General features: G+C 40.0%; 21 protein-coding genes and 1 pseudogene. 5 read left to right on the plus strand and 17 right to left on the minus strand.

Annotated features, from left to right (window positions below; genetic code table 11):
* Positions 1-96 precede the first annotated feature (96 nt).
* From ACO1DI_RS25495 to ACO1DI_RS25515, 5 genes are all read right to left on the minus strand, one after another.
* Entirely contained in the window at positions 97-3,126 is a 3,030-nt protein-coding gene (locus ACO1DI_RS25495; RefSeq protein WP_423145718.1) for an efflux RND transporter permease subunit, read from the minus strand.
* A 332-nt stretch (positions 3,127-3,458) separates the two neighbouring features.
* The gene (locus tag ACO1DI_RS25500) at positions 3,459-4,796 is read right to left on the minus strand and encodes an MFS transporter (RefSeq protein WP_098113785.1); all 1,338 of its coding nucleotides are present in this window, start codon (positions 4,794-4,796) and stop codon (positions 3,459-3,461) included.
* A 130-nt stretch (positions 4,797-4,926) separates the two neighbouring features.
* On the minus strand, positions 4,927-6,333 hold the full coding sequence (locus tag ACO1DI_RS25505; RefSeq protein WP_186807043.1) for a sodium:solute symporter: 1,407 nt from the start codon (positions 6,331-6,333) through the stop codon (positions 4,927-4,929).
* A 63-nt stretch (positions 6,334-6,396) separates the two neighbouring features.
* Positions 6,397-7,713 carry an aspartate aminotransferase family protein gene (locus tag ACO1DI_RS25510; protein WP_209368400.1) on the minus strand — a complete coding sequence of 439 codons (1,317 nt, stop codon included), beginning with the start codon at positions 7,711-7,713 and terminating at the stop codon, positions 6,397-6,399.
* Positions 7,714-7,786: 73 nt separating this feature from the next.
* The gene (locus ACO1DI_RS25515) at positions 7,787-9,157 is read right to left on the minus strand and encodes a sigma-54 interaction domain-containing protein (protein WP_098113783.1); all 1,371 of its coding nucleotides are present in this window, start codon (positions 9,155-9,157) and stop codon (positions 7,787-7,789) included.
* Between the two features lie 190 nt (positions 9,158-9,347).
* Here ACO1DI_RS25515 and ACO1DI_RS25520 point away from each other — a divergent pair, with 190 nt between their 5' ends.
* From ACO1DI_RS25520 to menC, 3 genes are read left to right on the plus strand one after another with little or no spacing between them, the layout of a single operon-like run.
* Complete coding sequence (locus ACO1DI_RS25520) at positions 9,348-10,154, plus strand: MurR/RpiR family transcriptional regulator (protein ID WP_243557374.1); 807 nt, start codon at positions 9,348-9,350, stop codon at positions 10,152-10,154.
* Positions 10,155-10,180: 26 nt separating this feature from the next.
* On the plus strand, positions 10,181-11,008 hold the full coding sequence (locus tag ACO1DI_RS25525) for a GNAT family N-acetyltransferase (RefSeq protein WP_209368390.1): 828 nt from the start codon (positions 10,181-10,183) through the stop codon (positions 11,006-11,008).
* A complete protein-coding gene (menC, locus tag ACO1DI_RS25530; RefSeq protein ID WP_014461249.1) occupies positions 11,005-12,114 on the plus strand; it encodes an o-succinylbenzoate synthase in 1,110 nt (369 codons plus the stop codon). The genes ACO1DI_RS25525 and menC overlap by 4 nt, the downstream gene beginning before the upstream one ends.
* A gap of 117 nt (positions 12,115-12,231) precedes the next feature.
* Here menC and ACO1DI_RS25535 read toward each other — a convergent pair whose 3' ends face one another.
* Positions 12,232-12,357, minus strand: coding sequence for a hypothetical protein (locus tag ACO1DI_RS25535; protein WP_014461250.1), 126 nt, complete (start codon positions 12,355-12,357; stop codon positions 12,232-12,234).
* A 202-nt stretch (positions 12,358-12,559) separates the two neighbouring features.
* Between ACO1DI_RS25535 and ACO1DI_RS25540 the strand changes: the two genes are divergently transcribed.
* Complete coding sequence (locus ACO1DI_RS25540) at positions 12,560-13,915, plus strand: arsenic transporter (protein ID WP_014461251.1); 1,356 nt, start codon at positions 12,560-12,562, stop codon at positions 13,913-13,915.
* Positions 13,916-14,443: 528 nt separating this feature from the next.
* On the opposite strand, the gene ACO1DI_RS25545 is transcribed toward ACO1DI_RS25540, so the two are convergent.
* The 8 genes and pseudogenes from ACO1DI_RS25545 to ACO1DI_RS25580 all read right to left on the minus strand — a co-directional run bounded on the left by ACO1DI_RS25545 (position 14,444) and on the right by ACO1DI_RS25580 (position 21,215).
* Complete coding sequence (locus ACO1DI_RS25545) at positions 14,444-14,602, minus strand: IDEAL domain-containing protein (RefSeq protein ID WP_013055775.1); 159 nt, start codon at positions 14,600-14,602, stop codon at positions 14,444-14,446.
* A 94-nt stretch (positions 14,603-14,696) separates the two neighbouring features.
* Positions 14,697-14,864, minus strand: a complete 168-nt coding sequence (locus ACO1DI_RS25550; RefSeq protein WP_014461252.1) for a Fur-regulated basic protein FbpA — start codon at positions 14,862-14,864, stop codon at positions 14,697-14,699.
* A gap of 257 nt (positions 14,865-15,121) precedes the next feature.
* Positions 15,122-15,964, minus strand: a complete 843-nt coding sequence (locus tag ACO1DI_RS25555) for an aldo/keto reductase (RefSeq protein WP_155010379.1) — start codon at positions 15,962-15,964, stop codon at positions 15,122-15,124.
* Positions 15,965-16,147: 183 nt separating this feature from the next.
* Complete coding sequence (locus ACO1DI_RS25560; RefSeq protein ID WP_423145719.1) at positions 16,148-16,870, minus strand: Ig-like domain-containing protein; 723 nt, start codon at positions 16,868-16,870, stop codon at positions 16,148-16,150.
* 84 nt (positions 16,871-16,954) lie between these two features.
* Positions 16,955-17,053, minus strand: a pseudogene (locus ACO1DI_RS25565) (hypothetical protein); the annotation flags it as partial.
* Positions 17,054-17,095: 42 nt separating this feature from the next.
* Complete coding sequence (locus tag ACO1DI_RS25570) at positions 17,096-19,462, minus strand: Ig-like domain-containing protein (RefSeq protein WP_423145720.1); 2,367 nt, start codon at positions 19,460-19,462, stop codon at positions 17,096-17,098.
* Positions 19,463-19,679: 217 nt separating this feature from the next.
* Entirely contained in the window at positions 19,680-20,555 is an 876-nt protein-coding gene (locus tag ACO1DI_RS25575; RefSeq protein WP_115653219.1) for an N-acetylmuramoyl-L-alanine amidase family protein, read from the minus strand.
* Between the two features lie 195 nt (positions 20,556-20,750).
* Positions 20,751-21,215 (minus strand): C40 family peptidase, encoded by a 465-nt coding sequence (locus tag ACO1DI_RS25580; RefSeq protein WP_025749613.1) that lies wholly within the window; start codon positions 21,213-21,215, stop codon positions 20,751-20,753.
* A 287-nt stretch (positions 21,216-21,502) separates the two neighbouring features.
* Between ACO1DI_RS25580 and ACO1DI_RS25585 the strand changes: the two genes are divergently transcribed.
* Entirely contained in the window at positions 21,503-21,769 is a 267-nt protein-coding gene (locus tag ACO1DI_RS25585; protein WP_080564780.1) for a hypothetical protein, read from the plus strand.
* On the opposite strand, the gene ACO1DI_RS25590 is transcribed toward ACO1DI_RS25585, so the two are convergent.
* From ACO1DI_RS25590 to ACO1DI_RS25600, 3 genes are all read right to left on the minus strand, one after another.
* On the minus strand, positions 21,715-21,894 hold the full coding sequence (locus ACO1DI_RS25590) for a YfhD family protein (protein ID WP_013055768.1): 180 nt from the start codon (positions 21,892-21,894) through the stop codon (positions 21,715-21,717). The genes ACO1DI_RS25585 and ACO1DI_RS25590 overlap by 55 nt on opposite strands.
* A gap of 133 nt (positions 21,895-22,027) precedes the next feature.
* Positions 22,028-23,299 carry a cation:dicarboxylate symporter family transporter gene (locus ACO1DI_RS25595; protein ID WP_014461257.1) on the minus strand — a complete coding sequence of 424 codons (1,272 nt, stop codon included), beginning with the start codon at positions 23,297-23,299 and terminating at the stop codon, positions 22,028-22,030.
* 216 nt (positions 23,300-23,515) lie between these two features.
* A complete protein-coding gene (locus tag ACO1DI_RS25600; protein WP_116741421.1) occupies positions 23,516-24,439 on the minus strand; it encodes a response regulator in 924 nt (307 codons plus the stop codon).
* Position 24,440 lies beyond the last annotated feature (1 nt).

Below are 24,440 nucleotides of genomic sequence, written 5' to 3' on the forward strand. Positions count from 1 at the left end.
TCTTGATTAATGGTTCGGTTTTCACTTTGTCTAAAATCCTTTTGTCCCAGCCTCTTCCTTCAACTAAATTACTTATGTTCTAGCCTCTTTTAAACATTATAGCGGCGTTACGTCTTCCTGCTGTTTTTGCTGTATTCTTTGTTTTTTCGATTTTCTGAAGTGAAGCAGTTCATATACAACTGGAATGACTACAAGTGTAAGCAGAGTCGCAACGGCCAATCCTCCGATTACAACGACTGCAAGACTTTGAGAAACGAGGCTTCCGCTTTCGCTTTGTTTAAATAAAAGCGGCAGCATCGCACAAATCGTAGCAGCAGACGTCATGACAATTGGACGCATACGCGTAGCCGCTGCTTCAACAATGGCATCGCGCATAATCATTTTCTTTTCATTTTGCTTCACGCGGTCTAATAGTACAATCGCATTCGTTACAACAATACCAATCAGCATCAGGGCTCCAAGTAAAGCCGTTACGTCTACTGGGATACGGCTGATTAATAACCCTAAAACGGCACCGATCGCTGCAAGCGGAAGTGAAAATAAAATGGCAAACGGGGTGCGGATTGTTTTAAACGTAATGACCATAATTAAGAACACAATACCAATCGACACGAGCATCGTAATGAACAAGTCAGAGAAATCTTCTCCTTGCTGAGTGCTTGCTCCGCCGATTACAACGTCAACATCTTTTGAAATCGACAGTCCTTTATTCTTACCGTCTCCAAAAATGGTTGTTTGAATGTCTTTATTAATTTCTGAAAGCTTTTCTGGATTGACATCCGCTGTTACTTGAATATACGGGTCTCCATTTTTATGAAACTGATTTGTCGGCTTTTCAGCTTGCGTTAGCGAAGCCACTTTTGAAACAGGCGACGGTCCTGTCTCTGTCATAATAGAAATATCTTTTAACTCTTTTGGTGATGTTGGATTTAAGACAGATTCAAGAAGTACATTTGCTTGCTTGCCTTCTAAATCTATCGCTCCAATCGGCGTTTTATTCAACATAACGCCAAGCTGCTGCGCTACTTGCTGCGTGTTTGCTTTTGTTGGATCTACGTCTAAAGAGTAAATCGTTTTCTTTTCGTCTTGGTTCGTAGAAACTTTGTCTACTCCTTTTATATCGCTGATTTCTTTCTTAATGCTGCTTGCCGTTTTTTCTAACTTGTTCATGTCGTTTCCAATTACATCAACGGTAATGGAAGTAGTGGACGCTCCCATTAGTGAAGCTGCACTTACGCTAAGATCTCCTCCGTCATAGAGTTTCTTTTGATTTTGGATTCGTTTCATTAGCGAATCAGTGTTTCCGCTGTCTTTTACGGTAATCGTATACGTAGCTTCAGTAGGCGAACCAACGTCTCCCCACTTGGCTCCTTCATCCGTATTACCTAGCTGCATATATACCTCTTTTACTTCTTTTTGAGCTAAAATGTAGCGTTCAAGCTGCAGTGATTTTTCTTCTACGGTTTTAATTGGCGTGTTATTTGGATAGCTTAACGTTGTGCCTACAAAGTCAGATGAAGAGTTATCCACCGCTCCTTTAGGCATCATCGTGTACGCGCCAATAGATCCGACAAATAAAAGCAGCGAAAGCAGCAGTACAACCCATTTATGATTAAGCGACCATGTTATAACCTTTGTAAAACGAACCGGCTGCTTGTGCTTGCGAAGTTTTTCATTTTTTAATAACCCGGCACTCATTAACGGTACAACGGTAAGCGCCACAATTAATGAAGACAGCAGCGAATAGGTCAGCGTTAGAGCGAACGGAAGCATAAAGTCTTGAAGCCCTCCGTTTACAAGGCCGATTGGTAAAAAGACAGCTACTGTCGTTAACGTAGAAGCAGTAATAGCAGAGCCTACTTCTTTTGTGGCATCAAGAATCAGTCCAAGCGAAAACTCTTCTTTTTGCATTTTGCGGAAGATGTTTTCAATGACAACGATACTATCATCTACCAATCTCCCAATCGCTACCGCTACTCCTCCAAGCGTTAAAATATTGAGCGTGACGCCTGATTTGGATAATAAAAAAAGCGTAAAGCAAAGCGATAGCGGAATGGATACAATTGTGATAAACGTAGAGCGAACGCTGCGTAAAAACAGCATGATGACAACGGTCGCAAAAAGTGCGCCTAGCAACACTTCTTTCATCATGGAATGAACAGAGTTTTGTACGCTGTCCCCTGTTGCAAAAAATACAGAAGCATTCACATTGTTATAGTCTTTGTTAATTTGCTGAGACAGTTTTTTTGCTTCTTTTGTGATGCTAACGGCGTTTGAGTGACTGTCTTTTGTAACAATAAGTAAAAGTGCATCTTTTCCGTTAATATGCGTCACGACGCCTTCAGGCTTTTTCACCTCTACTTTTGCAAGGTCGCCTAGCGTTACATCCTGTGCAACCGGCAGCTTTTTCACTTTGTCCAAGCTATCAATTTTACCAGTTACGTTGATATTGCTCGACTTGTTATTAATGACTTTTTCTCCAACTGCAAGCGACGTGTTTTTTCCTTCTAACACGCTGATGACTTTATCAATAGTCACGTTCTTTTGTGACAATTTTTTATTATCAACTTTAATAGACACGTAGGAATCCGCTGTTCCATACGTTTGAACACTCGCAATGCCTTTAACGTCTTTATATTTAGGGATCAGTTTTTTCTCTGCAAGATCCAGATTGTCTCTTGTTAATCCTTCTTTAAATGTGAGTGAAATATCTGCGATGGGAATCATAGAGGTATTTAATTGAATAACATTAGGCTTTGATACACTGGCTGGAAGCTGCACCGAAGACAGCGCTTCTTGGACGTTTGTTTTTGCTTCTTTCATATCCGTTTTGGATTCAAATGAAATATCGATTTTGGAATAGCCGTCTCCCGTCGTTGAATACACGTTGCTTTTTCCTTTAACACCGGCGACCGCTTCTTCAATCGGTGACGTCACTTGTTTTTCCATGGAGTCTGCATCCGTTCCTTGCCCCATAACTACTACTGACACTTGAGGCTGATCAGCGGTCGGCAGGAACTCCATCGGAAGTGTAAAATAACTAATGACTCCTAAAGCTAAAATTAAAATAGACATAATGGTAATAGCCGCTTTGTTTTTAAACGACCATTTGGTGAGCCATGACATGAAATATCCCCTTTCACTTTTTCGTACAAACTCAGTCAAACATTTCTAAAATATGCTAAATAACCACTAAATTATACCTAATGTTTCTTACCATTTAAAGACTTATTTTTGTGAAAAAGTCCCATTATTTGAACAAAATCGTTTATGTATATGCTTTTGCTTAGATAATCAGTCTCTTTACAGCACAAAAAAAAGACGCCGATACCCGGCGTCCCACATGTAGTAAGTGAAAGAAGAAGAAGAATATGCCTACGATTTCTCAGGCAATTCTATGACCTTATTTGGTTTCTTCCCGTTTTTTTATGAAATAAACATATTTAGCATAAATTCCCTTAACTAGCAGCTCGACTGTGCTTTGTTTCCGTATCGTTTTGAATCTTTAACGACGTTAATAAAGCCACGATACTTCCGGCAAAGCCAAATAAAAACAAGTGATGAATGCCTGCCATAAAGCTTCCGCCTGAAGTCAGCAACGCACCCATAATCGTAACGCCGATTGCTGTTCCCATGTTTCTGCAAAACATAAAAAATGACGTTGAAATACCTCTTTCATGTCCTCCTACTAATTGCTGTACACCAATGACTCCAACCGTAGACAGCAGACCAAACGATAGCCCTTGTACAATCATGACGCAAAACACATAAAAGAAACCGTGACTTTCATTTAGCATCAGCAGAAGTGTTCCTGAGCCAACGAGCAGCACATTTCCAATTAACAACAGCTTTCTGTAGCCATGTTTTAAAATCCATTTACCTGCAGGCACGGACACAGACATCCATCCGACCGCTGTTCCTAACAGCGCAACTCCGCTCATAAACAGTGACAAATGCGCTACTCGCTGTAAAAATAACGGAATGTAGCTTGACGTTCCGAATAAAGCCACCGTTCCAATAAACGCATTGATATTAATCCATGACAGCGTTTTGTTTTGGAACATAGACAGCGGTACAATCGGAGAAGCATGTTTTCGTTCATGGAGATAAAAAATGACCAATAAAATAAGTCCAGCGACTGCATACACAACTCGGTTTTGTTCCACTACCGTCACGAGCAGCAGTGACGTAACTCCTGCTCCAAACAATATAGCACCGATGTAGTCGACTTTTGCTCGTTTCGGCTCATAGCTTTCTTGATACGGCATTAACGTCAGAAATGAAACAATACATACGGGTAAATTTATAAAGAAAATCCATCTCCACGTTAAATAATCCACAAAAAAAGCGCCTAAAAGCGGAGCCAACACAGCTGATAATCCCCACATCGTTGTAAAGAGCGCCTGAATTTTCCCTCGCTTCTCAACTGGAAATAAGTCTCCGGCAATAATAGCGGGAAAGGCCACCATAAACCCGGCTCCTATTCCTTGAACCGCACGGAAAAGAACAAGCTGAATCATCGTATTTGCCACGCCGCAAAGCATCGAACCAATTAAAAAAGCAATAATTCCAAACCCAAATACTTTTTTGCGGCCAAATAAATCCGATAATCTTCCCGCTACCGGAGATAAAATCGTACTTGCAATCATGTACGAAGCAAACGACCACGCGTACAAATCGAATCTTCCAAGCTCTTTTGCAATAACGGGCATCGTCGTATTCATAATCGTTGAATCAAGCGAAGCCACTAGCATTGCCAGTACAATACTAACCATTACGGACGTTCTGCTTTTCATTTGACAATCTCCTTATCTCTATAATCTGAGCGTCTAGTGTACTCCTCTCTGCCGTTTGTTGTCTATACTTATGCACACAAAATGCTAAAAAGCTTCTCACTTTACTATGAGAAGCTTTTTACCCCCTTATTCACATATCTTCTTGAACCTTTTCTTGATCAGACAGTTCTTTGTTTCGAGCCATAACCGCAAATCCAGCCATTACGATGATGCTGCTTGAAATACCGTATAGAATTGGAGTGGTAGAAGAAAGCCCTTCAATTAATAGACCTCCAAGTACTACTAGCGTACTGACAACAATCGCTGAAACTCCTGCTTTTGGATGAATGTCTTTCCAAAACAGCGACACAACAAACGGAACAAAAATCGCTCCTGATAAAATCGCATACGCAACGTCTAGAGCAACAAGCACGTCTTGAATCCAAAGAGCAAAAATAATAGCAAGCACGCCGACAATAAGTGTATTAACACGGGTTAAAATTAAATAGTTTTTCTCTGAAATATTTTTAAGCCACACTTTTTTAATAATATCGTTACTAATCAGCGTAGAAGACGCAAGCAGCGTTCCTGAAGCAGTTGACATCAGCGCCGAACAAACGCCTGCTAGTACGAGACCTAATAACCCTTGAGGCAGGATTTGAACTGCAAGCGTTGCAAAAATGCTTTGACTGCTTTCTGCGTTTGGCAGCAGCAAATATGCACACATTCCAATTACACTTCCCGCAATCGCGTAGGCAATGCTGTACACCCCTGCAAAAATGGAGCCGTTTCGCGCAATTTTTTCTGTTCGCGCCGTAAATACTCGCTGCCAAATATCTTGAGACACTGCCATACCAAGCGTATACAAGAGGAAATACTGAAAGATTTGACCGTACCCAATCGATGAAAAATCAAAATACGATGATGGTAAATCTCCGGTAAGGGCTTTGAAACCTCCTGCTTCTGATACGCTCATCGGAAGCATAAATCCAAAAATTGCCACCGTCATCACAACAAATTGAATAATATCAGTAACCGTTACGCTCCACATTCCGCCTAAAATCGTATAGAACAAAACAATCGAACCGCCAATTAACATCGAGGCCGTCATGTTCCATCCAAGCAACGCATGAATGATCGTTCCCATTCCAATCACTTGAGTGACTGATACCATGAGTGTATAAATCGCGGCAACAACGGCGCTGATAATTTGCGCTTGAGCGTTATATCTTTTTCCTAGCAGCTCACTGATAGTCGTCACTTTCAACGACGAAATCCGCTTAATAAAAATCGTGCCAAGCGTAATGATTCCAAGTCCAATCATCGTCACAAACCAAATGCCAGACAGTCCGTGCTCATAGCCAAGCTGAGCGGTTCCAATCGTTGACGCTCCGCCTAAAATAACGGCTGATAAACATCCTAAATACATAAACATCCCTAAGTTTCGCCCGGCTAAAATAAAATCTTCTGATGACTTTGCTTTTAACGAGCCAATGATACCCGCTACAACCAATACGCCAAAATAGACAAACATAACCGTCATATCCAGTCCGTTCATAACAGATTCCTCCTTATTATGGGTCAATTTATCTTTTGTTGAAACAAAGAGCTTCTTAAAGCTTTAGATCACGTGAAGACTTGTGATTTCTGTCAATGCTTCGTCTAACACGCGAAGCCCGGCATCAATTTCTTCCTTTGTAATCGTTAAAGGAGGAATCATTCGAATCACTTCTCCGCTATTTCCGCAAAGGTAAAACAGCACCCCTTTTTCCAAACATTTGTCTAAAATCTCAAGAAGAAGATTTCCGTCACCTTGCTTTGTTTTTCGATTAATAATTTCAATTCCAATCATTAGTCCCACTGAACGAATGCTCCCGATAACTTCATGCTTCGCTTTCAAATGCTGAAGCTGATCCGCTGCATATTTCCCCATTGCTTTTGAGTTTTCAATCAGCTTTTCTTCTTTTAATACGTCCAATGTCGCAAGTGCTGCTGAACAAGCAATGGGATTGCCTCCAAAAGTTGTTCCATGTGTACCAATCGGCCACTTTTCCATTAGCTGCTTGGAAGCTACAGTAGCACTTAGCGGAAGTCCTGATGCTATGCCTTTTGCGATTGCCATAATGTCAGGCGTTACATCAAAGGTTTGAGCTGCAAACCACTCGCCGGTGCGTCCAAACCCTGTTTGCACTTCGTCAAAAATAAGCAGAATGCCGTGTCTATCACATACTTCTCTTATTTTTTGCAGCCATGCTTTCGGAGGGATTACGTAGCCGCCTTCTCCAAGAACCGGCTCTACAATCATGCACGCCACTTCTTCCGGCGTTACTTGATGCTTAAACAACGTGTCAAAATCTTTTTCTAACTTTTCCACGCAGTAGATTTCCGGATCTTCTCCTTTTGGACACTGAGCCACGTCTGCATAAGGCACTTGATACGTTAAGCCCGATGGCTGAAGAAATTTCCGGTATTTGCTTTTTGATGTCGTCACGCTAAGCGCTCCGAGAGAACGGCCGTGAAAGCAGCCCATAAACGAAACCGTATAAGGTCTTTGCGTCACGTATTTTGCTAGCTTTAACGCTCCTTCTATTGCTTCAGTTCCGCTGTTGGCAAAGAAAAAGCAGTCGAGGCCTCTTGGCAATACTGTTTTTAATTCTTCAGCAAGCTGTAAAATAGATTCGTACATAATCACACCTGACGGGCCGTGCATAAGATGATCAACGCTATCTTTAATCGCTTGTACAACTTTAGGGTGACGATGACCTGTATTCGCTGTTGCAATACCTGATGTAAAATCTAAATACGTTTTTCCGTCCGCTCCGTAGTAGTAGCAGCCCTCAGCTTTTACCACCGGTAAATTAGGGTGATCTTTCGCCATGCTTGGTGCTAGTAAATCCGGTAAACTGTTCATTAACTGTGTAAGTGATGCCTGCGTCATCTGACTTCCTCCTCGCAATCTATCAAGTAATGTGTTTGTACTTGTTTTACATGCAAAGAGCGTGCCAAAGACGTTAAAAAACGGAATGTTTTTTTAATTTTCTAACAACTGAAGGCTGACTGATTCCGAGTGCTTCACCTATTTCTGTTGTCGTTTTATACTGTTTTTTTGCTCTTACTAATATCTCTTTTTCCAGCTCGTTTAACGCGTCATTAAGCTTCATTTCCCCATGTTCTTCAACGTGCTGAACCCGTTTTTTCCTATGCAGAGAATGCGGCAAATGCTCCATTGTAATCAGCGTTTGTGAAGATACAACCACCGCGTGTTCAATCACATTGATTAACTCTCGTACGTTTCCTTTCCACTCGTGGGAAAGCAGTGCGTGAATAACCGCATTATCAAACGTTCTTTTTCGGTTATATTTCTTTTCAAACTGCTCGGCAAAATGTGTGAGCAGCGGAAAAATATCTTCAGGGCGCTCGTTCAAAGATGGAATGGTAATCGGTACGACGCTTAAACGAAAATATAAATCTTCTCGAAATTCTTTTTCGGCAACGGCTTTTTCTAAATCTTTGTTCGTCGCTGCAATTAAGCGAAAGTCCACGGTTTTAGGCTTTCTTCCTCCAACGGAATAAAACTGTTTTTCTTGAATGAGCTTTAAAATTTTCACTTGATGCGCCGGTGACAGTTCTCCCACTTCATCTAAAAAAAGCGTGCCCCCGTCTGCTAATTCGACCAGCCCCACCTTTCCATTTTTAGATGCACCGGTAAAAGCCCCTGCTTCATAGCCAAACAGTTCCGCTTCAAATAAATGATCTGGAATTGCCCCGCAGTTCACTTCAATAAACGGCCCTTTGCTTCTTGTACTTTTGTTATGTATCAGCTTGGCTAAGTGCGTTTTCCCTACTCCTGACTGCCCTAAAAGTAAAATATTTACGTCCACGTTCGAAACGTGAACGGCCGTACGAAGAACGTGCTGCATCTTATCGCTGTTGCATACAATTCCTTCAGTTGATAGGTTTTGGTTTCTTAGCAGCATAAGCTCGCTCTTTACGCGCTGCATTTCGCCTTCCATCGCATCAAGATATGTCTTCATTTCCATAAGCTCCGTCACATCGTGAGAATAGCTGACGATTCTTTTAATCTCTCCTTTTTCATCTTTGACAGGAATGCCTGTAACGAGCACTTGCTTGCCTTGTTTAGTTGTTTGTACAAGCGTAATTTTCTTCTTTGTTTCAAGCACAATTGGGGTAACGATTGGCGTAAACAACCCTTGTTTTTCAAGTTCATACACAGACTTTCCGAGCAGTTTTTCAGCTTTTACATCGTAAATGTTTCCCGTTCCTTCATGTATTCGGACAATGATGCCTTTTTCATCCGTGACAAGCAAATCATCTTTTAATGAATGAAGGATCCACTGATTTTCATTCCATTCTGAATTCATGTATGCTCCCCGCTTTCTATTCACTTTTGAATAAAATACAATTCGTTTTTGAATAATGGCATTTATTTTTGAATAATCAATTTATTATATCACGAAGGCTTCTTTTTATTTTGAAACAGTAATTGAAATGAAGTTTAAAATGCATTAATATATTTTTATGAAGTTATAACTTCTTTTTTTAGGAGGCTATATGAATCAATCATTTCAAGAATTAATTAAACATAAATTCCCTGACCTTTCTCGCGGTCAAAAAAAAGTGGCGGAGTTTCTCGTTAATTTTATGGAAAAAGGCTCGCTGTACACGGCCGGGCAAATTGGCAAAGAAGCAGGTGTCAGTGAAACAACCGTTATTCGTCTAGCTTACGCACTTGGTTTAAATGGTTTTTCAGATTTGCAGGAGCTAATGCGAAAAGAATGGCTTTCTTCTGCCGAATCAAAAGAAGCAGCTAAAAAGCATGCAGCTGATTCTGCAGCGGAAGAAAAGAAACCCTTTAGTGAATGGCTTTCCCCCGTTGACGAAAAGGAGTTATCTCAAGCTGTAGATGCGCTTATCAAAAGTGATCAAGTGTATATTGCGGGTTTCCGTGAATCTCATACGGCAGCCTACTGGCTGTATTATAAAATGAATCAGCTTCGCAATCATGTTCTTTTATCTTTTCCAACTGGATTCTTGCTTGAAACGCTATGCAATCTCACGAGCGCATCAACCGTTGTGGTATTTTCACTGCCGCGCTATACAAAAGAAGCGCTTGAAGTAGCTCAGCAGGCTAAAAAACAAGGAGCAAAAGTCATTGCCATTACAGACCGCCGTCTGTCTCCGGTAGGCCAAATCGCTGATATCACGCTTTTAGCCGGCACAACCGAACATATTTTATCACTTCTTGCCCTATCGCAAGTTGTAATTAGCAGCATGCAAAAAAGAGATGAAAAAACGGCTGGAACACGACAAGAACACTTGGAAAAGCTCTATGCCGAGCAAGGCATCTTTTTAGAATAAATGATCAAAAGAAAGGAAGTAAATATATGACTGAAGCTTTAACGATTCGTTCACTTACAACAACCAATGAACTAGAAGAAGTACGCGCATTAGAAAGCCGCGTCTGGGGAGAAGAAGAAGCAACGCCTGTTCACCAAACTTTGACCGCTGTTAAAAACGGAGGTCTTGTTCTCGGTGCGTTTCTAGATGAAAAGCTGATTGGCTTTCAATATAGCTTTCCAGGGTTTGATGGAACTTGCGTCTACTTATGTTCTCATATACTAGCAGTTGACCCTGCCTATCGCAGCATGGGCATTGGCGCTAAGCTTAAGCATGCGCAGAGACAGGAAAGTAAAAAAAAGGGTTATTCATATATCAGCTGGACGTACGATCCGTTAGAAAGCGCCAACGGGTATTTAAATATTGGAAAGCTTGGAGCCGTTTGTTCTACATATATTGAAAACTGCTACGGAGACATGAATGATCCGTTAAATGCTGACTTGCCTTCTGATCGATTCGTTGTAGAATGGGCATCTGTAGAGGATACAAAACGAGCTCAGCCTCTCTATACGCCAGATCAAATAATGGAGGCATCGCTTACTCAATGGACGTTAACGGATGAAGGGTTTCCTTCTGTTACAAATATTGATGAAAAACTGTTAAATGATGAGGTTGTAGCTGTAGCTATCCCATCTGCTTTTCAGCAAATGAAAGAAGTCTCTCCTTCTCTTGCATTGGACTGGCGGATGCGTACAAGATACGTATTTCAAGCGTGTTTTGCAAAAGGATTTGAAGTAACAGGTTTTATGAAGCATCCAGAAAGCAGCGCACCCGTTCATTTTTATATTTTAACGAAAAAAGAGGTGCAAAAATGAAGATAAAACACGTCATTTTACGGCATTTAAAAATGGATTTACTTCATCCGTTTACGACAAGTCTTGGAAAAGAAGTGGATCGAGATTTTATTTTAGTAGAAATTCAAGACGAAGACGGACAATCCGGCTGGGCTGAATCCGTAGCGTGCGCAGATCCTTTTTATAAAGAAGAAACGCTTAAAACAAACTGGCACATTATGGAGGATTTTTTAATTCCTTTGCTTCAACAGAAAGAAATTCAGCATCCTGATGAAGTATCCCAACGCTTTGCTCATATTCGAGGCAATTACATGGCAAAAGCGGCGTTAGAAGGCGCAGTTTGGGATTTGTATGCGCGGAGGCAAAACCTCTCTCTATCTAAAGCGTTAGGAGGCAGTAAAAGTCAAATTGAAGTTGGTCTTAGCGTTGGCATTCAGCCTACGATTGACGAAACGCTTCGCAAAATTGAAGTCGGATTAAATGAAGGATATAAGCGAATCAAAATTAAAATTAAGCCGGGCTGGGATCTTAACTTGACGCGCGCGGTTCGAAACGAATTTCCTTCTATTCCCCTAATGGTTGATGCGAACTCTGCTTATACGCTTGCAGATGCTGATCACCTTGGTCAGCTTGACGAGTTTGATTTAATGATGATAGAACAGCCGTTAGCTCATGATGATTTAATTGATCACGCTGAACTGCAGGCCCGCATGCGCACGCCTATTTGCTTGGATGAAAGCATTCATTCAGCTGAAGACGTTCGAAAAGCTATTAAACTTGGAAGCACGCAAATTATTAATATTAAAATTGGCCGGGTAGGCGGACTAACCGAGGCCAAAAAAATTCATGATCTTTGTCAAACTCACGGTATTCCCGTATGGTGCGGCGGCATGCTCGAATCAGGTGTAGGGCGAGCACATAATATTGCCATTACCACACTAGCTAATTTTACGCTTCCCGGAGATACGGCTGCATCATCTAAATACTGGCCGCGTGATATCGTTCACCCGGAAATCACCGTCGACAACGGTATTATTTCCGTTCCTGATACACCGGGCATTGGCTATGAACCTGATTATGACCAGATACAAGCGTTAACTTTACACGAAAAAACCTATACTTGCTGACCTTGAAGATCCTGGACCAAAAGTATGTTAGTTGAAGAAAGATCCGAACGATGAATCGTTCGGATCTTTTTATTGTGATGATAAACGTGAACGTAGGTTTCATGTATGTAGTGGCTTCTAGCGGTGGATTGGAGGACAAGACGAAGACTCCTGCGGGGTCTCATCTGTTCCGCTTTTCCCGCAGGAGTCTTGCACGGAAATCCACAGCGGCGTAACAAGCGATCCTACTAGCTCATTTATCACATTTGTTCGTCTTTAGATTGGATTGATCTAGTCTTCTTGTAGGCTCCTCTCCCGAGATGATACGTGCCTTGGCAAGATAAACAAACATATTAGCAAAAATGGTCTTATGCACAATCCTTCTAGTAATAAATGAATATAAATAGAGTGTAAGGGACATGCAAGGGTATATTCATTACAAATTTTAGAAGAAAGGAGCATACTGATGAATATTGAAATTGGAATTGCCATTTTCGTGTTTACAATGACAATGCTCGTCATTTTTTGGAGGCCAAACGGCATCAACGAAGCATGGCCGGCAGCCATAGGAGCAGCCATTATCCTGCTTACAGGGATTGTATCCAAATCAGACATTGTTGATATTTTCGCAAAGATAAGCGGCGCTTCTATTACCATTATTGCCACCATTGTCATGGCCGTCATATTAGAAAGTTTTGGATTCTTCCACTGGGCAGCTGCACGACTAGTGAGTTTATCCAAAGGCTCAGGGTACCGATTATATTGGTACATTCAACTGCTTTGCTTTTTAATGACTTTACTATTTAATAATGACGGCAGTATTTTAATTACCACTCCAATTTTAATTCTACTTTTGAAAAACCTTCAGCTAAAACCCCACCAGCAGATCCCCTACCTTTTAAGTGGAGCGCTTATTGCTACCGCTTCCAGCGCGCCTATAGGTGTAAGTAATATTGTCAATTTGATTGCCTTAAAAATTGTTCACATGTCGCTTTATATGCACACGGCGATGATGTTTGTACCGGCGACACTTGGTTTATTATTTATGTCTTGGCTCATGTATACGGTCGTAAAACGCCATTTGCCAAAAAAACTGCCGCATGCTTCAAAAGATATAGAAGAAAGTTTCTTTACGAAACAGTTTCACCCCTTAAAAGGAAGCATTTCTGTTGAAACAAAACGTAAACGCACACAATTTATGCTGAAAGTTTTATTATTTGTGTTTGTTATGCGCTGTCTCCTATTTGTCGCCTCTTATTTCGGCATACCAATCGAATTGGTTGCTGTACTGGGCTCACTGATCTTACTCATTTGGAGATGGTATCACTTACGTACAAACCCAATTGATATTTTAAAGAAAACGCCATGGCACATTTTCGTTTTTGCCTTTTCGATGTACGTGATTATTTACGGACTGCATAACGTAGGGTTAACGGAGCTGCTTGTAAAAGTTTGCGAACCAATTGTAAATCGAGGACTTTTTGAAGCAAGCTTTATCATGGGAGGACTTGTTTCTATTCTTTCCAACTTGTTTAACAATCACCCCGCCCTGATGGTCGGAACCATTACCTTGACTGAAATGGGGCTCGATCCTATTACTCTTAAAACCATTTATCTTGCTAATATTATTGGAAGTGATATGGGCTCGCTTTTATTGCCGATTGGAACACTAGCTTCTCTTATCTGGATGCATATTTTAAAAGAAAATCATATCAAGATAAAATGGAAAGATTATTTAAAAGTATCACTTATCGTTATCCCGCTTACCACGATCGTTACTCTTTTCCTTCTATTCTACTGGGTGCAGCTCATTTTTTCTTAATACTGATTTACAGGACGGATTGTACTCTTTTGAAGCTTACAGTCCGTCAGAAATAAACAAATGTCTCCCATAAAAACCCCACTATATTTTTCTATTGTTTTTTATAGATACACATTCACCCAATAAAAACATTTTTTTACATTCACTAATTATTTAGAACAATTTAAAAAGAAAATCAATAAATATATTGAATCGAATTTCGTTCATGTGATAAGATATGGTTATATTGTTACTTTAACAATACATAGAGCGAATGAAGTAGAAAATATGCAGATGCATAGAACTTTCTAAACCCCACACGCAACACTTAGAAAGTGACATTCATTTTCTCAGTAACACCCATACCTTTCTGAAAAGAGTGAGTACATTAGACTTGCTCTTTTTGTCTGTTTACTAGCAAGGTGCACTCCTTATGTAAGGCCTTGTTTTGCAATAAGACGACAAAAAAACAGGTAACTAAGCATGCCGCTTCTTACCTGTTTTTATATGCTAAAATGATAAAATCAAATTCTATCGCGCGAACGCCCTTTACGAAATTGATTTTAATTCTTCAATTAATTGAAAAAATTTCTCTTTGTTTCTTTCTTCTAATGTTTGATCGACTTCACGTAAAATTTGATCTCTTCTAAAATCTCGGATAGCCTTATTTAATACCATTTTAGCAAATATAGAATCGAGGATATCCATACGGATGGGCTGCGAGTCTGTCGGGTGCTTTTCGATATAAATCCACTCCTATCCTTTCCTCTATTATAACAAATTCTAGCAATGTATCAAAATTTCATCGAGATATGCGCTGTTGTGAAATAGCTTCGTATTCTGTTTCTAGTTCTTGAAGCGTAAGCTCATATAGCTGCTTGTTTCCTTTTTTATAAACCCCTGCATCCAGCAATAAATCAATCATTGATGTTTTTTTACATTGTATGTGAGAGTAAGGTTGTTTTGTCATCGTTACACCGCCTATTTTACACTTAAAAATGAAATGATTTCTCTATCTTTCACGACCTTTCTTTATCATACGGCCCGTCCTTTAGCTTACTGTGAAGAAAATGTTAAATTTATGTAATAATGCATAAAAAGAGGCCGGGACAGATGAAGCTGTATTCACCATAACAAAAAAAACGAACCACTAATCAAACTTGTTGATCAATGGTTCGTTTTTCACTTGGGCTAAAATACTTTTGTCCCAGCCTCTTAGTTCTTCTATTAAAAATCAAAGTTGTCCGGATCTGGACCTACTCGGTGATTTTGGTTTAATTCATTAATTTTACTTATGTCTTCAGCATCCAATTCAAAATCAAATAGCGATGAATTTTCAACAATACGATGTTCTTTTGTCGATTTTGGAATCGTTACAACTCCGTTTTGCAGATCCCATCGCAGAATAATTTGAGCAACTGATTTACCGTGTTTTTCAGCAATTCCTTTTAACACATCGTTATCTAATAGTTCTCCTTGCATAAGCGGAGACCATGCTTCTAGCTGAATATCATGCTTTTGACAAAAAGCATGCAGCTCTTTTTGCGTCAAACGAGGATGATACTCCACTTGGTTAATAACAGGCTTAACATCTGTATCTTTCATTAAATCTTCTAAATGATGAATTTGAAAATTACTTACGCCCACAGCTCTTACTTTTTCTTCTTTATACAGCGTTTCTAATGCTTTCCACGCTGCTTTATACTTACCTTCTACCGGCCAGTGAATTAAGTATAGATCTAAATATTCTAAGCCAAGCTTTTGTAAGCTTGTTTCGTAAGCAGCTAGCGTCTCTTCATAGCCTAAATCTGCGTTCCAAACTTTTGATGTAACAAAAATGTCTTCGCGTGAAAGACCTGCTTCTTTCAGACCTTGGCGAATTCCTTCTCCTACACCTTCTTCATTTTCATAAATAGCTGCCGTATCAATGCTGCGATAGCCTTTGACGATAGCTGTTTTCACGGCGTTCACTAATTCAGGTCCTTCTTCTACTTTAAATACACCTAATCCAAGCCAAGGCATTTTGACTCCGTTGTGAAGTGTTACTGTATCTTGCAAATGATTGCTCATTATAAAAAACCCCCTGCTAATTTCTTTACATTTGTTATTATGAAACAGGAAAAAAGAAAAAGATAGAACCCACTTTAAAGTAAGTTAGGAACTTCAAAGTTCTAAGGTAACTTTTTAGTAACCTTCTATCCCACTTAAAATTCACTAAAAAAAGAATCCTCCGCAGAGAATTCTTTTTTGTTTTTATTTAACGTTTATATTGACTGCTGAACTTGTATTTCCAGCGGCATCTTTTGCCGTCACAGCCAGTTTTACGCCTGCTTTTTGTTTTGGAATAGTTACTTTAAACTGTCCTTTGCTATCTGCTTTGCCTGATCCGATTACTTTTGTACCGCTTTTAATCGTAATCACGGCATTTGCTTCCGTTTTTCCAGAGAGAAACGTGGACAAAGACGTAACGGCATTCACTGCCGGAGGTGCCGGCGGGGTTGTGTCTTGCACTTTTACAATTTTATACGGACTGTATCCTACTTTATTTTGCAGAACTGCCGTCACTTCCGTTCCTGCTTTTTGAGCAGGAATTTTTACGCTGAACTTGCCGTTTCCATCAATTTTCCCACTCGCAATAATTTTTCCGCCTACTTTAATATAAATGGACGCATTTTTTTCTCCTGTTCCCGTTACTGCTGTACTTTTTTCAGTAAGCGTATTAACAGTTGGAAGCGCTGGTTTTGTCTGTACGGCACTAACCGTTACAAACGTGTTGGAGCTGTAGTTATTGGCTGCATCTTTTGCAATAACAGCTAATTTTGTAGCAGCAGGCTGCTTTGGAATGGTGATGCTGAACGTTCCATCCGATTTTGCATTTCCTTTGCCAATTACTTTTTTGTCAATTTTCACATGCACTTCTGCTCCTGCTTCCGTGCTTCCCGTTATTACTGTATCTTGATTGCTTACACCGTTCACTTTTGGTGTAACGGGTGCTGTTTTATCCTGCACGGTTACGGTTACGACTGGACTTACGCCCGCTGCGTTTCCAGCCGTTACAGACAGCTTACTTCCTGCTTTTTGTTTTGCAATCGAGATGCTGTATGTTCCTTTGGCATCCGCTTTACCAGCTGCAAGCTGAAGACTTCCGTTTTTAATGATAACCGTCGCATTTGCTTCTGCTGTACCCGTAACGGCTGTGCTTCAATCACTCACTTCATTCACTGTCGGTTTTACCGGAACTTTTTGCTTTGCCGTAACGGTTACAGTCAATACAGTGCTGCTATTTCCTGCTGCATCTTTTGCTTGTACGCTTAGCTTTGTATTCGCTTTTTGCAGAGAAATGGCAACAGAAAACGCTCCATTTGCACCTGCTTTAGCCGTTCCCACAGTTGTTGTTCCTGCTTTTACAGTAACCGTCGCATTTGCTTCTGCTGTACCTGTAACTTTTGTATCTTGATCACTTACTGCGTTTAATTTTGGCGCAGCTGGTGCCGTTTTATCCTGTACGGTCACCGCAGTGGCTGAACTTGTTCCACCTGCATTTTGAACCGTCACGTACAGCGTGCTTCCTGCTTTTTGTTTCGCAATTAAGATGCTGTAATTTCCTTTAGCATCTGCGTTGCCTGCTGCAAGCTGGAGACTTTCGTTTTTAACGATGACCGTCGCATTTGCTTCAGCCGTTCCTTTAATCACGGTGTCTTGATCACTTACTGCATTTACTTTTGGTGCAAGCGGTGCTTTTAACGTAGATTTAACCGTAAAAGAAGGAGCTTGGCTTTCATTTCCTGCTTTATCTTTTGCACTTACTTCTATCGTTGTTCCACCTTTTTGCAAGGGAATTGAAACCGTAAATGTACCGTTGGCATCTGCTACTGCAGAGAATGTTGCATCGCCTGCTTTTACCGTCACGGCGGCGTTTGCTTCTGTTACGCCTGTTACGGTCGTATCTTGGTCACTCACTTCATTTACAATAGGAACCGAAGGAGGCGTTTGATCCGTTACGGTCACTACTGTGGCCGTGCTTTCATTTTCAGCTGCATCTTTAGACGTTACCGACACTTTGGTATCTGCTGGCTGCTTGGCAATCGTAATTGCAAATTTTCCGCTTTCATCAGCAAGACCCGTTCCAATTACTTCATTTTCCACTTTGGCAATAACAGAAGCATTTGGTTCTGTCACGCCCGTAAGCGATGTTTGGTTATCTCCTAATGCATTAACTGAAGGTGCATCAGGCGCAACCGTATCTTTCGGTGCTTCTTGCTCCTGCTCTTTTCGGGGATATTTTGTTGTATAAAAACTTAAAAGAGTAGTTGTTGGATAATAAAAATCTAAAATTTCACGATAGTCTTTTCCTAGGCTTGCCATTTTTTGAGCGCCGTATTGACTCATTCCAACACCGTGTCCATTTCCTTTACCATTAAAAGTTGTTGATGTGCTTGTTTCATTTGTTTCCGTTACAAGCAGACTAAGCATCGCACGGCTGTTTAACATCGATTTTAGCTTCGTCGATGTTAAATCTGTCAATTCTAAATGATGAACCACTAGTTTTTGCGAACTGTCTACATCTCCTTTAACGAGATAGTCTACTGTAATCGCACCTTTAGTCACACGACCTCCTGATGAAGGAGCATAAAAACTCACCTTTGGAATGGACGTAATTTTAATCGTTTTACCAGGATGCTTATTGGCTACTAACCATGACTTCAAATTATCCGTAACGGTTTTATCTTTTTCAGAAACCGTATTCCACCAAGCGCTATAGTTGGCTAAATCTTTTCCTGTTAAATCAATTTGCGTTTTTTGAATAGCTAACGTCCAAGGCGTCTGCTTATCGTATGGATCTTCTTTCACCGGGAAATAAGAAAGCTGAGTTCCTCCCCAGGCATTGCTGTTTGATTCCGTTCTTCCACCGTTGCTTGATGAGAAAACGGCGTTGATTAATTTATTGTTATAGGTCACTACTTGTCCGAATGTCTGATCTACTGCTTGGTTTGTGCTGTCATACCACGTATAGCCACCATACACTTGATAGCTTACCGTGTCATTGATTACTTTTCCTGCATAGCTCATTGCGTATGTTCTCGCTGCTACTGCCTGAGTTTTTAAGGCTTGCAGATTCCAAGATGTATAGACTTCATTTGGTACAACGCCTTTTAAATAGTCTTCAATCGGCAGCGTATTAACAGGTCTGACGTAAGTTCCTTTTTCATTTGTAAACGCAACGTCCCCTAAGTACTGTCTGCCGTTAATAGATACGGGATTTTTATAAAGAGACGGTGTAATTTCAAAGCTTGTAAAATCACCTAATACCGTGCTTCCTTGTTTTAAAGTGACACCTTGAGTTGTTGCCGTTACCGTATACTCTGTATTTGCCTTTAAGACCAAATCCGAGTTTTTAATAGTGTATAAATAAGACGGCTTAATTGTAATTGCATGCTGATCTCCTAAATAATTTACTAATTTTACAGACACAACTGGTTCTACCGTTTCAGCTTTCACGCTAGCAAGCGGCGTGAATTGAAACAGCAGTACGCTTAGTACTAAAGCTAATGCCGTTAACTTTCTCATCTTGTTCCCCCATTTTCATGTACTGTCTAATGCATGTTACTATCACTTTTTATATCGACACCGTTTTATAGAAACTGAAGCATTTTACCTAATTTTCTTTTCTGCTCGTCCACTTTTTTGTCGAAAAAACGCTTTTTTTATATCATATGAACGACAAAAAAACGTGTGACATAAATCAATTGATTTAGTCACACGCTTTTATAGGTCTTTTCACCTTTTATTTTTTCATTTCTTCATATGCCACGATACCGTCTGCAACATGATTCATCAGCTTTGTAAGATAGGCCTGATCAGAAAGGTTCCGGTCCTCTTCTGGATTCGTCATATATCCGAGCTCCACTAGCGTTACGGGTACAGTCGACCAGTTAAATCCCGAAAGATCACTGCGATAACGAATGCCGTCTACTTCGACAAACTGATCTTTTTTCACCTCTGTCAGAATAGCTTGAGATGCCTGCAGACTGCTTTGATAAATAGGTTTTGTATAAGAATTATCTTCTGCAGGAGTGAGCACAGAAAGTCCTTTTACAGAACTATTTTCAGAACCATCTGCATGTATCCGCACGTGTAAGTCAGCTTTCGAATTGTTCGCAAGCTCCGCTCGTTCCCGGTTGCTGATATCTACACTATCAGAACTCCGAGTAAGCTTTACCGTTATGCCTTTTTCTTCGAGCAGCTGTTTTAATATCACAGAGGCTTCCAACGTCAGCTTGTATTCCGGCTTCTTGGTCACTACGCCTGATGTGCCTCCGGAAACTTTTATTTTTGTTTCTGCTGCTCCCGGTCCGATTGGCTCTTTCTCGAGGTTAGCATGAGCTTGATGACCAGGGTCAATGTAGACTAAAAATGGAGGCGAATCCGCTTTTTCAGGCATGTTGTTTTTTACATTTTTCATTTCATTACCTGCTTCATGAGGCTGTACTGCTTGGAACTGTGAGATGGGCTGCTTCACTCTTTCTCCCTGCGCATGAGCTTTTGGTACATTTCCGCTAACGACGGCTTTCTCTGTTTGACCTTTCATCATAAAGAAAAGTGAGAGTACTGCTACTATTGCAACAATACCTATTCCATAACTCCATACTAAGCGCTTCATCTTCGCTCACCAAACTTTCGAATAGAGTGGGATGTTCCTTATGTTAAAGTACAAAATGTGTTAACGTTATTATCTCATAGAATATGGATTTTTTTGTATAAAACGTTAAAAATAATATCGGCAATATGTTATGTATATGCAAACAAAAACAACACTACATAATGTAGTGTTGTTTTCCAAAAAAATGACGGATGGTTAAATCCGTTTTGCACCAATATAACGTGCTTTCCAGTAGCTGTTGCTAAGAGATGTAATCGTCACGCCTTTAGACGTAGAAGCTTGAAGAAACTGATTGTTCCCTAAGTACACGCCTACATGTGAAGGACCTTTTTTATACGTTTGAAAGAAAACTAAATCTCCTTTTTGAAGCTTTGCTTTTGAAACGCTTGTCCCTACTCGATACATTTGTTCCGTTGTGCGCGGAAGTGTTTTTCCAGCTTTTTTGAAAATGTATTGAATAAATCCAGAGCAGTCAAAACCTTTTGTTGTTGTGCCTCCCCATTTATAAGGAACACCCATTAATTTTTTACCAGTAGCAATAGCCGTATCTTTGTATGAATATGACGCTGCTTCTACTGTTTGAGCAGGTGCAATAAACGGACTGGCTCCGCTAAATAAGACTGTCGCTGCCGTTATAGACCCAATGATGGCTTTTTTCATTTTTTTCCTCCATTATGTAACCGAACGTTACGTTTCTATGAACCTATTTTTCAATGTGTTCGGTTTAATTATAATGAAAAAAGCCTCAAAAACTATTACGCTATGATTAAATAATGTTACAAAATGGTTACTTAGGAATTTTTATCTTTAGTTGTTTATAAAAAAGAGGATGGGACAAAAGCATTTTTCACTTAGGGAAAAACGAACCACTAATCAGCATGTCTGATTAGTAGTTCGTTTTTTTGTGGTTGTGAACATAGTATTATTTGTTTCGTTCCTTCTAGCAGTTGATTGGAGGACAAGGCGAAGACTCCTGCGGGAAAAGCGGAGCAGGTGAGACCCCGCAGGAGCGCAAGCGACGAGGAGGCTCAGCGCCCGCCCGCGGAAAGCGAAGCCTTGCACGGAAATCAACTGCGGTGTCACAAGCAGTCCAGGTCATGTATCTCATTTATTCGTCTTTAGGCTGGATTCATTTCATTATGTCTCAGTTTTTTTTCTTTTACTTTTCTTTTTGCTGTTTCAAAATTAAGTCCTGTTTCGCTTTAGCATCATGATGCTGCGCTAACTCGCGTGAAAATTCTTCATTTGCTTGATCCGGAGCAATTTTTAACTCTTTTGGTGTTTGAGGCAGTGACCCTTTGTTGTTATGTGATGATTTGTGATTATTTGCTCTTCCCATGTTGTGACCTCCTTGTATCAATCATTTGTTTTTCATCTTTAGTTACTATTCCCAACTTTTCAAAGCAAATTCAAACGAAAAAATCCGAACGATTACTCGTTCGGATCTTCCTTCAACTAAAATACGTTTGTAATTACGATACTTTTTTCGTTACTTCGTTAATATAAGCTTCCTTGTCTTTATCGTTAAATTGACCTTCCCACTTCGAAATGACGATTGCACCAAGTGAGTTTCCAATTACGTTTACCGCTGTACGTCCCATATCTAACAAACGGTCAATTCCAGCGATAAAAGCAAGCCCTTCTACTGGAAGTCCTACAGATCCAAGCGTTGCAAGCAGTACAACAAACGATACGCCCGGAACTCCTGCAATTCCTTTAGATGTAACCATTAAAATTAATATTAGTGAAATTTGCTGTGTGATGCTCATATCAATACCGTACATTTGCGCGATAAAGATCGCAGCAAGCGCTTGATAAAGAGTAGATCCGTCTAAGTTAAACGAATATCCCGTCGGAATAACAAAAGATGTAATGGCTTTAGGACATCCGAACTTTTCCATTTTCGCAATAATACGCGGCAATACCGTTTCTGAACTTGCAGTTGAAAATGCTAGCAGCAACTCATCTTTTAGCACTTTTAATAAGTGGAAGATATTAACGCCAACCCATTTAGCTACAAGTCCTAGTACAACTAATACAAAGAAGATCATTGTGCCGTAAGCAACAATTACAAGCTTACTAAGCGGAATCAGAGACGCTAGTCCAAATTTTGATACGGTTACACCGATTAATGCAAATACGCCAAACGGTGCAAACTTCATAACTAAATTCGTTACCCAAAACATCGCTTCTGCCGTGCCTTCAAAGAATCTTAAAACCGGCTTGCCTTTTTCACCGATTGATGCAATTCCAAGTCCAAATAGGACCGAGAAGAAAATAATTGGCAGCATGTCGCCTGCAGCAATTGACTCAAATACATTCGTTGGAACGATGTGAACAAATGTTTCTACAAATCCTTTTTGCTCTGTAGCTTCTGCCGTTGATGTGTAGCTGCTGATATCTGATTTTTCAAGACCGCTGCGGTCCACACCAGTACCGGGGTGAAGCAAGTTAGCTGCTAATAAGCCTACAACAATGGCAACCGTTGTAATGATTTCAAAGTAAAGAATTGTTTTTCCGCCTAATTTACCAAGCTTCTTAATATCACCAACACCCGCAACGCCCACAATGATACTAGATATAACAATCGGCACCACGATCATTTTAATTAAATGAATGAATACGTCTCCAATTGGCTGCAGCACTTCAACTGCTTTAGGATTTCCGTAAAAAATAGCCCCTACAATAATACCTGCAATCAAACCAATTAAAATTTGTCCTGCTAATCCAAGCTTTTTGAACATATCTTTGCACCTTCCTTCTTTTTTCTAACAGCTCGAAGCTGTTTATTTGCACTTAATGTATTCAACAGATACAATTCCATTAAGAACTGTTTATTAAGTAGTTCTTTTATTCATAAGATTACATTATCACAGGCATCACAAAATCTAACAAAAACCTACTGAAACTAACAAAAAGTTTTTAGAAAATTACAAAATGAAAACGCTGTAGTTTTTTTACTACAGCGTTTGTTTGACTTCATAATAGAGCATTTGAATAAATTTCTTTACATTTATACGACTTGGCGTACTGCTTTTGCCCGTGCCTTTTTCTATATCTCTCATGCGCTGATGCACCATTGAAAAATCGAAAAACTTAGAAGCATAATTTTCAAATTTAGGATTAAAGAAGTCAACCATACCAAGAGAGGTCAAATGATTTAAAGACTGATAAATAGCTCTTCTGACTCGCTGCTCGGCTGCTTTCATTTCTTTTTGCAGCACGTCTTCTGAAAAAGATGAACCAAGCTTTCTCACGGTAATTTTCTCAAAAATTTCTTTGAGAGAAGGAAAATGCTGTTCATACATCGTGCTTTTTTCCGTTTGATACAGGTAATTGATGATTTCAATTAAATCTTTACTTCCGCTTTCTCCTAAAATCCCAAGTTCTCTTAAAAGAAACCTGCACGCTTCTGCCGGATCGCTTTCTTTTTTACCAAAAGAAGGCGTTTTTTGCTGGTTTCCTATATTAAGTACGGTATTTAACGATTCTTGAATTTTCTCCATTGATTGTTGAACATGAATTCGTTCAATTACTTTTTGAATGACCATGAGCACTTCCATACGATTAAGCGGCTTCGTGATATAGTATTCAATGCCAAGCGAGTAGGCTTTTCCAATCAAATCTTTTGTTTCTACCTGTGACATCATAATAATTTTGCCTTTAAAAGTATCCTTTATTTTGCGCACGGTTTCGATTCCGTCTTGAATGGGCATCAACAAATCAATAAATAAAATATCGATCTGCTGCAATAGAGAAGATTGATCATTTAAGACAATTCCGTCTTCTGCTTCCCCTATAACCTCTCCTAGATCATTATCTTCAATAATTTCAGCTAACATTGAACGAAAGACTTCGTCATCATCTATGATATAAAATCGCATA

The organism is Priestia sp. 40 (assembly GCF_049368575.1).
In the GTDB taxonomy this organism is placed as follows: domain Bacteria; phylum Bacillota; class Bacilli; order Bacillales; family Bacillaceae_H; genus Priestia; species Priestia zanthoxyli.

Bases quoted from the DNA above. Each gene is read 5' to 3' on its own strand.
- ACO1DI_RS25590 (WP_013055768.1), bottom strand. From the start codon at position 21,894: ATGGGAAGAGCAAATAATCACAAATCATCACATAACAACAAAGGGTCA.
- ACO1DI_RS25525 (WP_209368390.1), top strand. From the start codon at position 10,181: ATGACTGAAGCTTTAACGATTCGTTCACTTACAACAACCAATGAACTA.
- ACO1DI_RS25540 (WP_014461251.1), top strand. From the start codon at position 12,560: ATGAATATTGAAATTGGAATTGCCATTTTCGTGTTTACAATGACAATG.
- ACO1DI_RS25555 (WP_155010379.1), bottom strand. From the start codon at position 15,964: ATGAGCAATCATTTGCAAGATACAGTAACACTTCACAACGGAGTCAAA.
- ACO1DI_RS25505 (WP_186807043.1), bottom strand. From the start codon at position 6,333: ATGAACGGACTGGATATGACGGTTATGTTTGTCTATTTTGGCGTATTG.
- ACO1DI_RS25570 (WP_423145720.1), bottom strand. From the start codon at position 19,462: ATGAGAAAGTTAACGGCATTAGCTTTAGTACTAAGCGTACTGCTGTTT.
- ACO1DI_RS25545 (WP_013055775.1), bottom strand. From the start codon at position 14,602: ATGGATATCCTCGATTCTATATTTGCTAAAATGGTATTAAATAAGGCT.
- ACO1DI_RS25550 (WP_014461252.1), bottom strand. From the start codon at position 14,864: ATGACAAAACAACCTTACTCTCACATACAATGTAAAAAAACATCAATG.
- ACO1DI_RS25515 (WP_098113783.1), bottom strand. From the start codon at position 9,157: ATGAATTCAGAATGGAATGAAAATCAGTGGATCCTTCATTCATTAAAA.
- ACO1DI_RS25595 (WP_014461257.1), bottom strand. From the start codon at position 23,299: ATGTTCAAAAAGCTTGGATTAGCAGGACAAATTTTAATTGGTTTGATT.
- ACO1DI_RS25600 (WP_116741421.1), bottom strand. From the start codon at position 24,439: ATGCGATTTTATATCATAGATGATGACGAAGTCTTTCGTTCAATGTTA.
- ACO1DI_RS25500 (WP_098113785.1), bottom strand. From the start codon at position 4,796: ATGAAAAGCAGAACGTCCGTAATGGTTAGTATTGTACTGGCAATGCTA.
- ACO1DI_RS25580 (WP_025749613.1), bottom strand. From the start codon at position 21,215: ATGAAAAAAGCCATCATTGGGTCTATAACGGCAGCGACAGTCTTATTT.
- ACO1DI_RS25510 (WP_209368400.1), bottom strand. From the start codon at position 7,713: ATGACGCAGGCATCACTTACACAGTTAATGAACAGTTTACCGGATTTA.
- ACO1DI_RS25575 (WP_115653219.1), bottom strand. From the start codon at position 20,555: ATGAAGCGCTTAGTATGGAGTTATGGAATAGGTATTGTTGCAATAGTA.
- menC (WP_014461249.1), top strand. From the start codon at position 11,005: ATGAAGATAAAACACGTCATTTTACGGCATTTAAAAATGGATTTACTT.
- ACO1DI_RS25520 (WP_243557374.1), top strand. From the start codon at position 9,348: ATGAATCAATCATTTCAAGAATTAATTAAACATAAATTCCCTGACCTT.
- ACO1DI_RS25495 (WP_423145718.1), bottom strand. From the start codon at position 3,126: ATGTCATGGCTCACCAAATGGTCGTTTAAAAACAAAGCGGCTATTACC.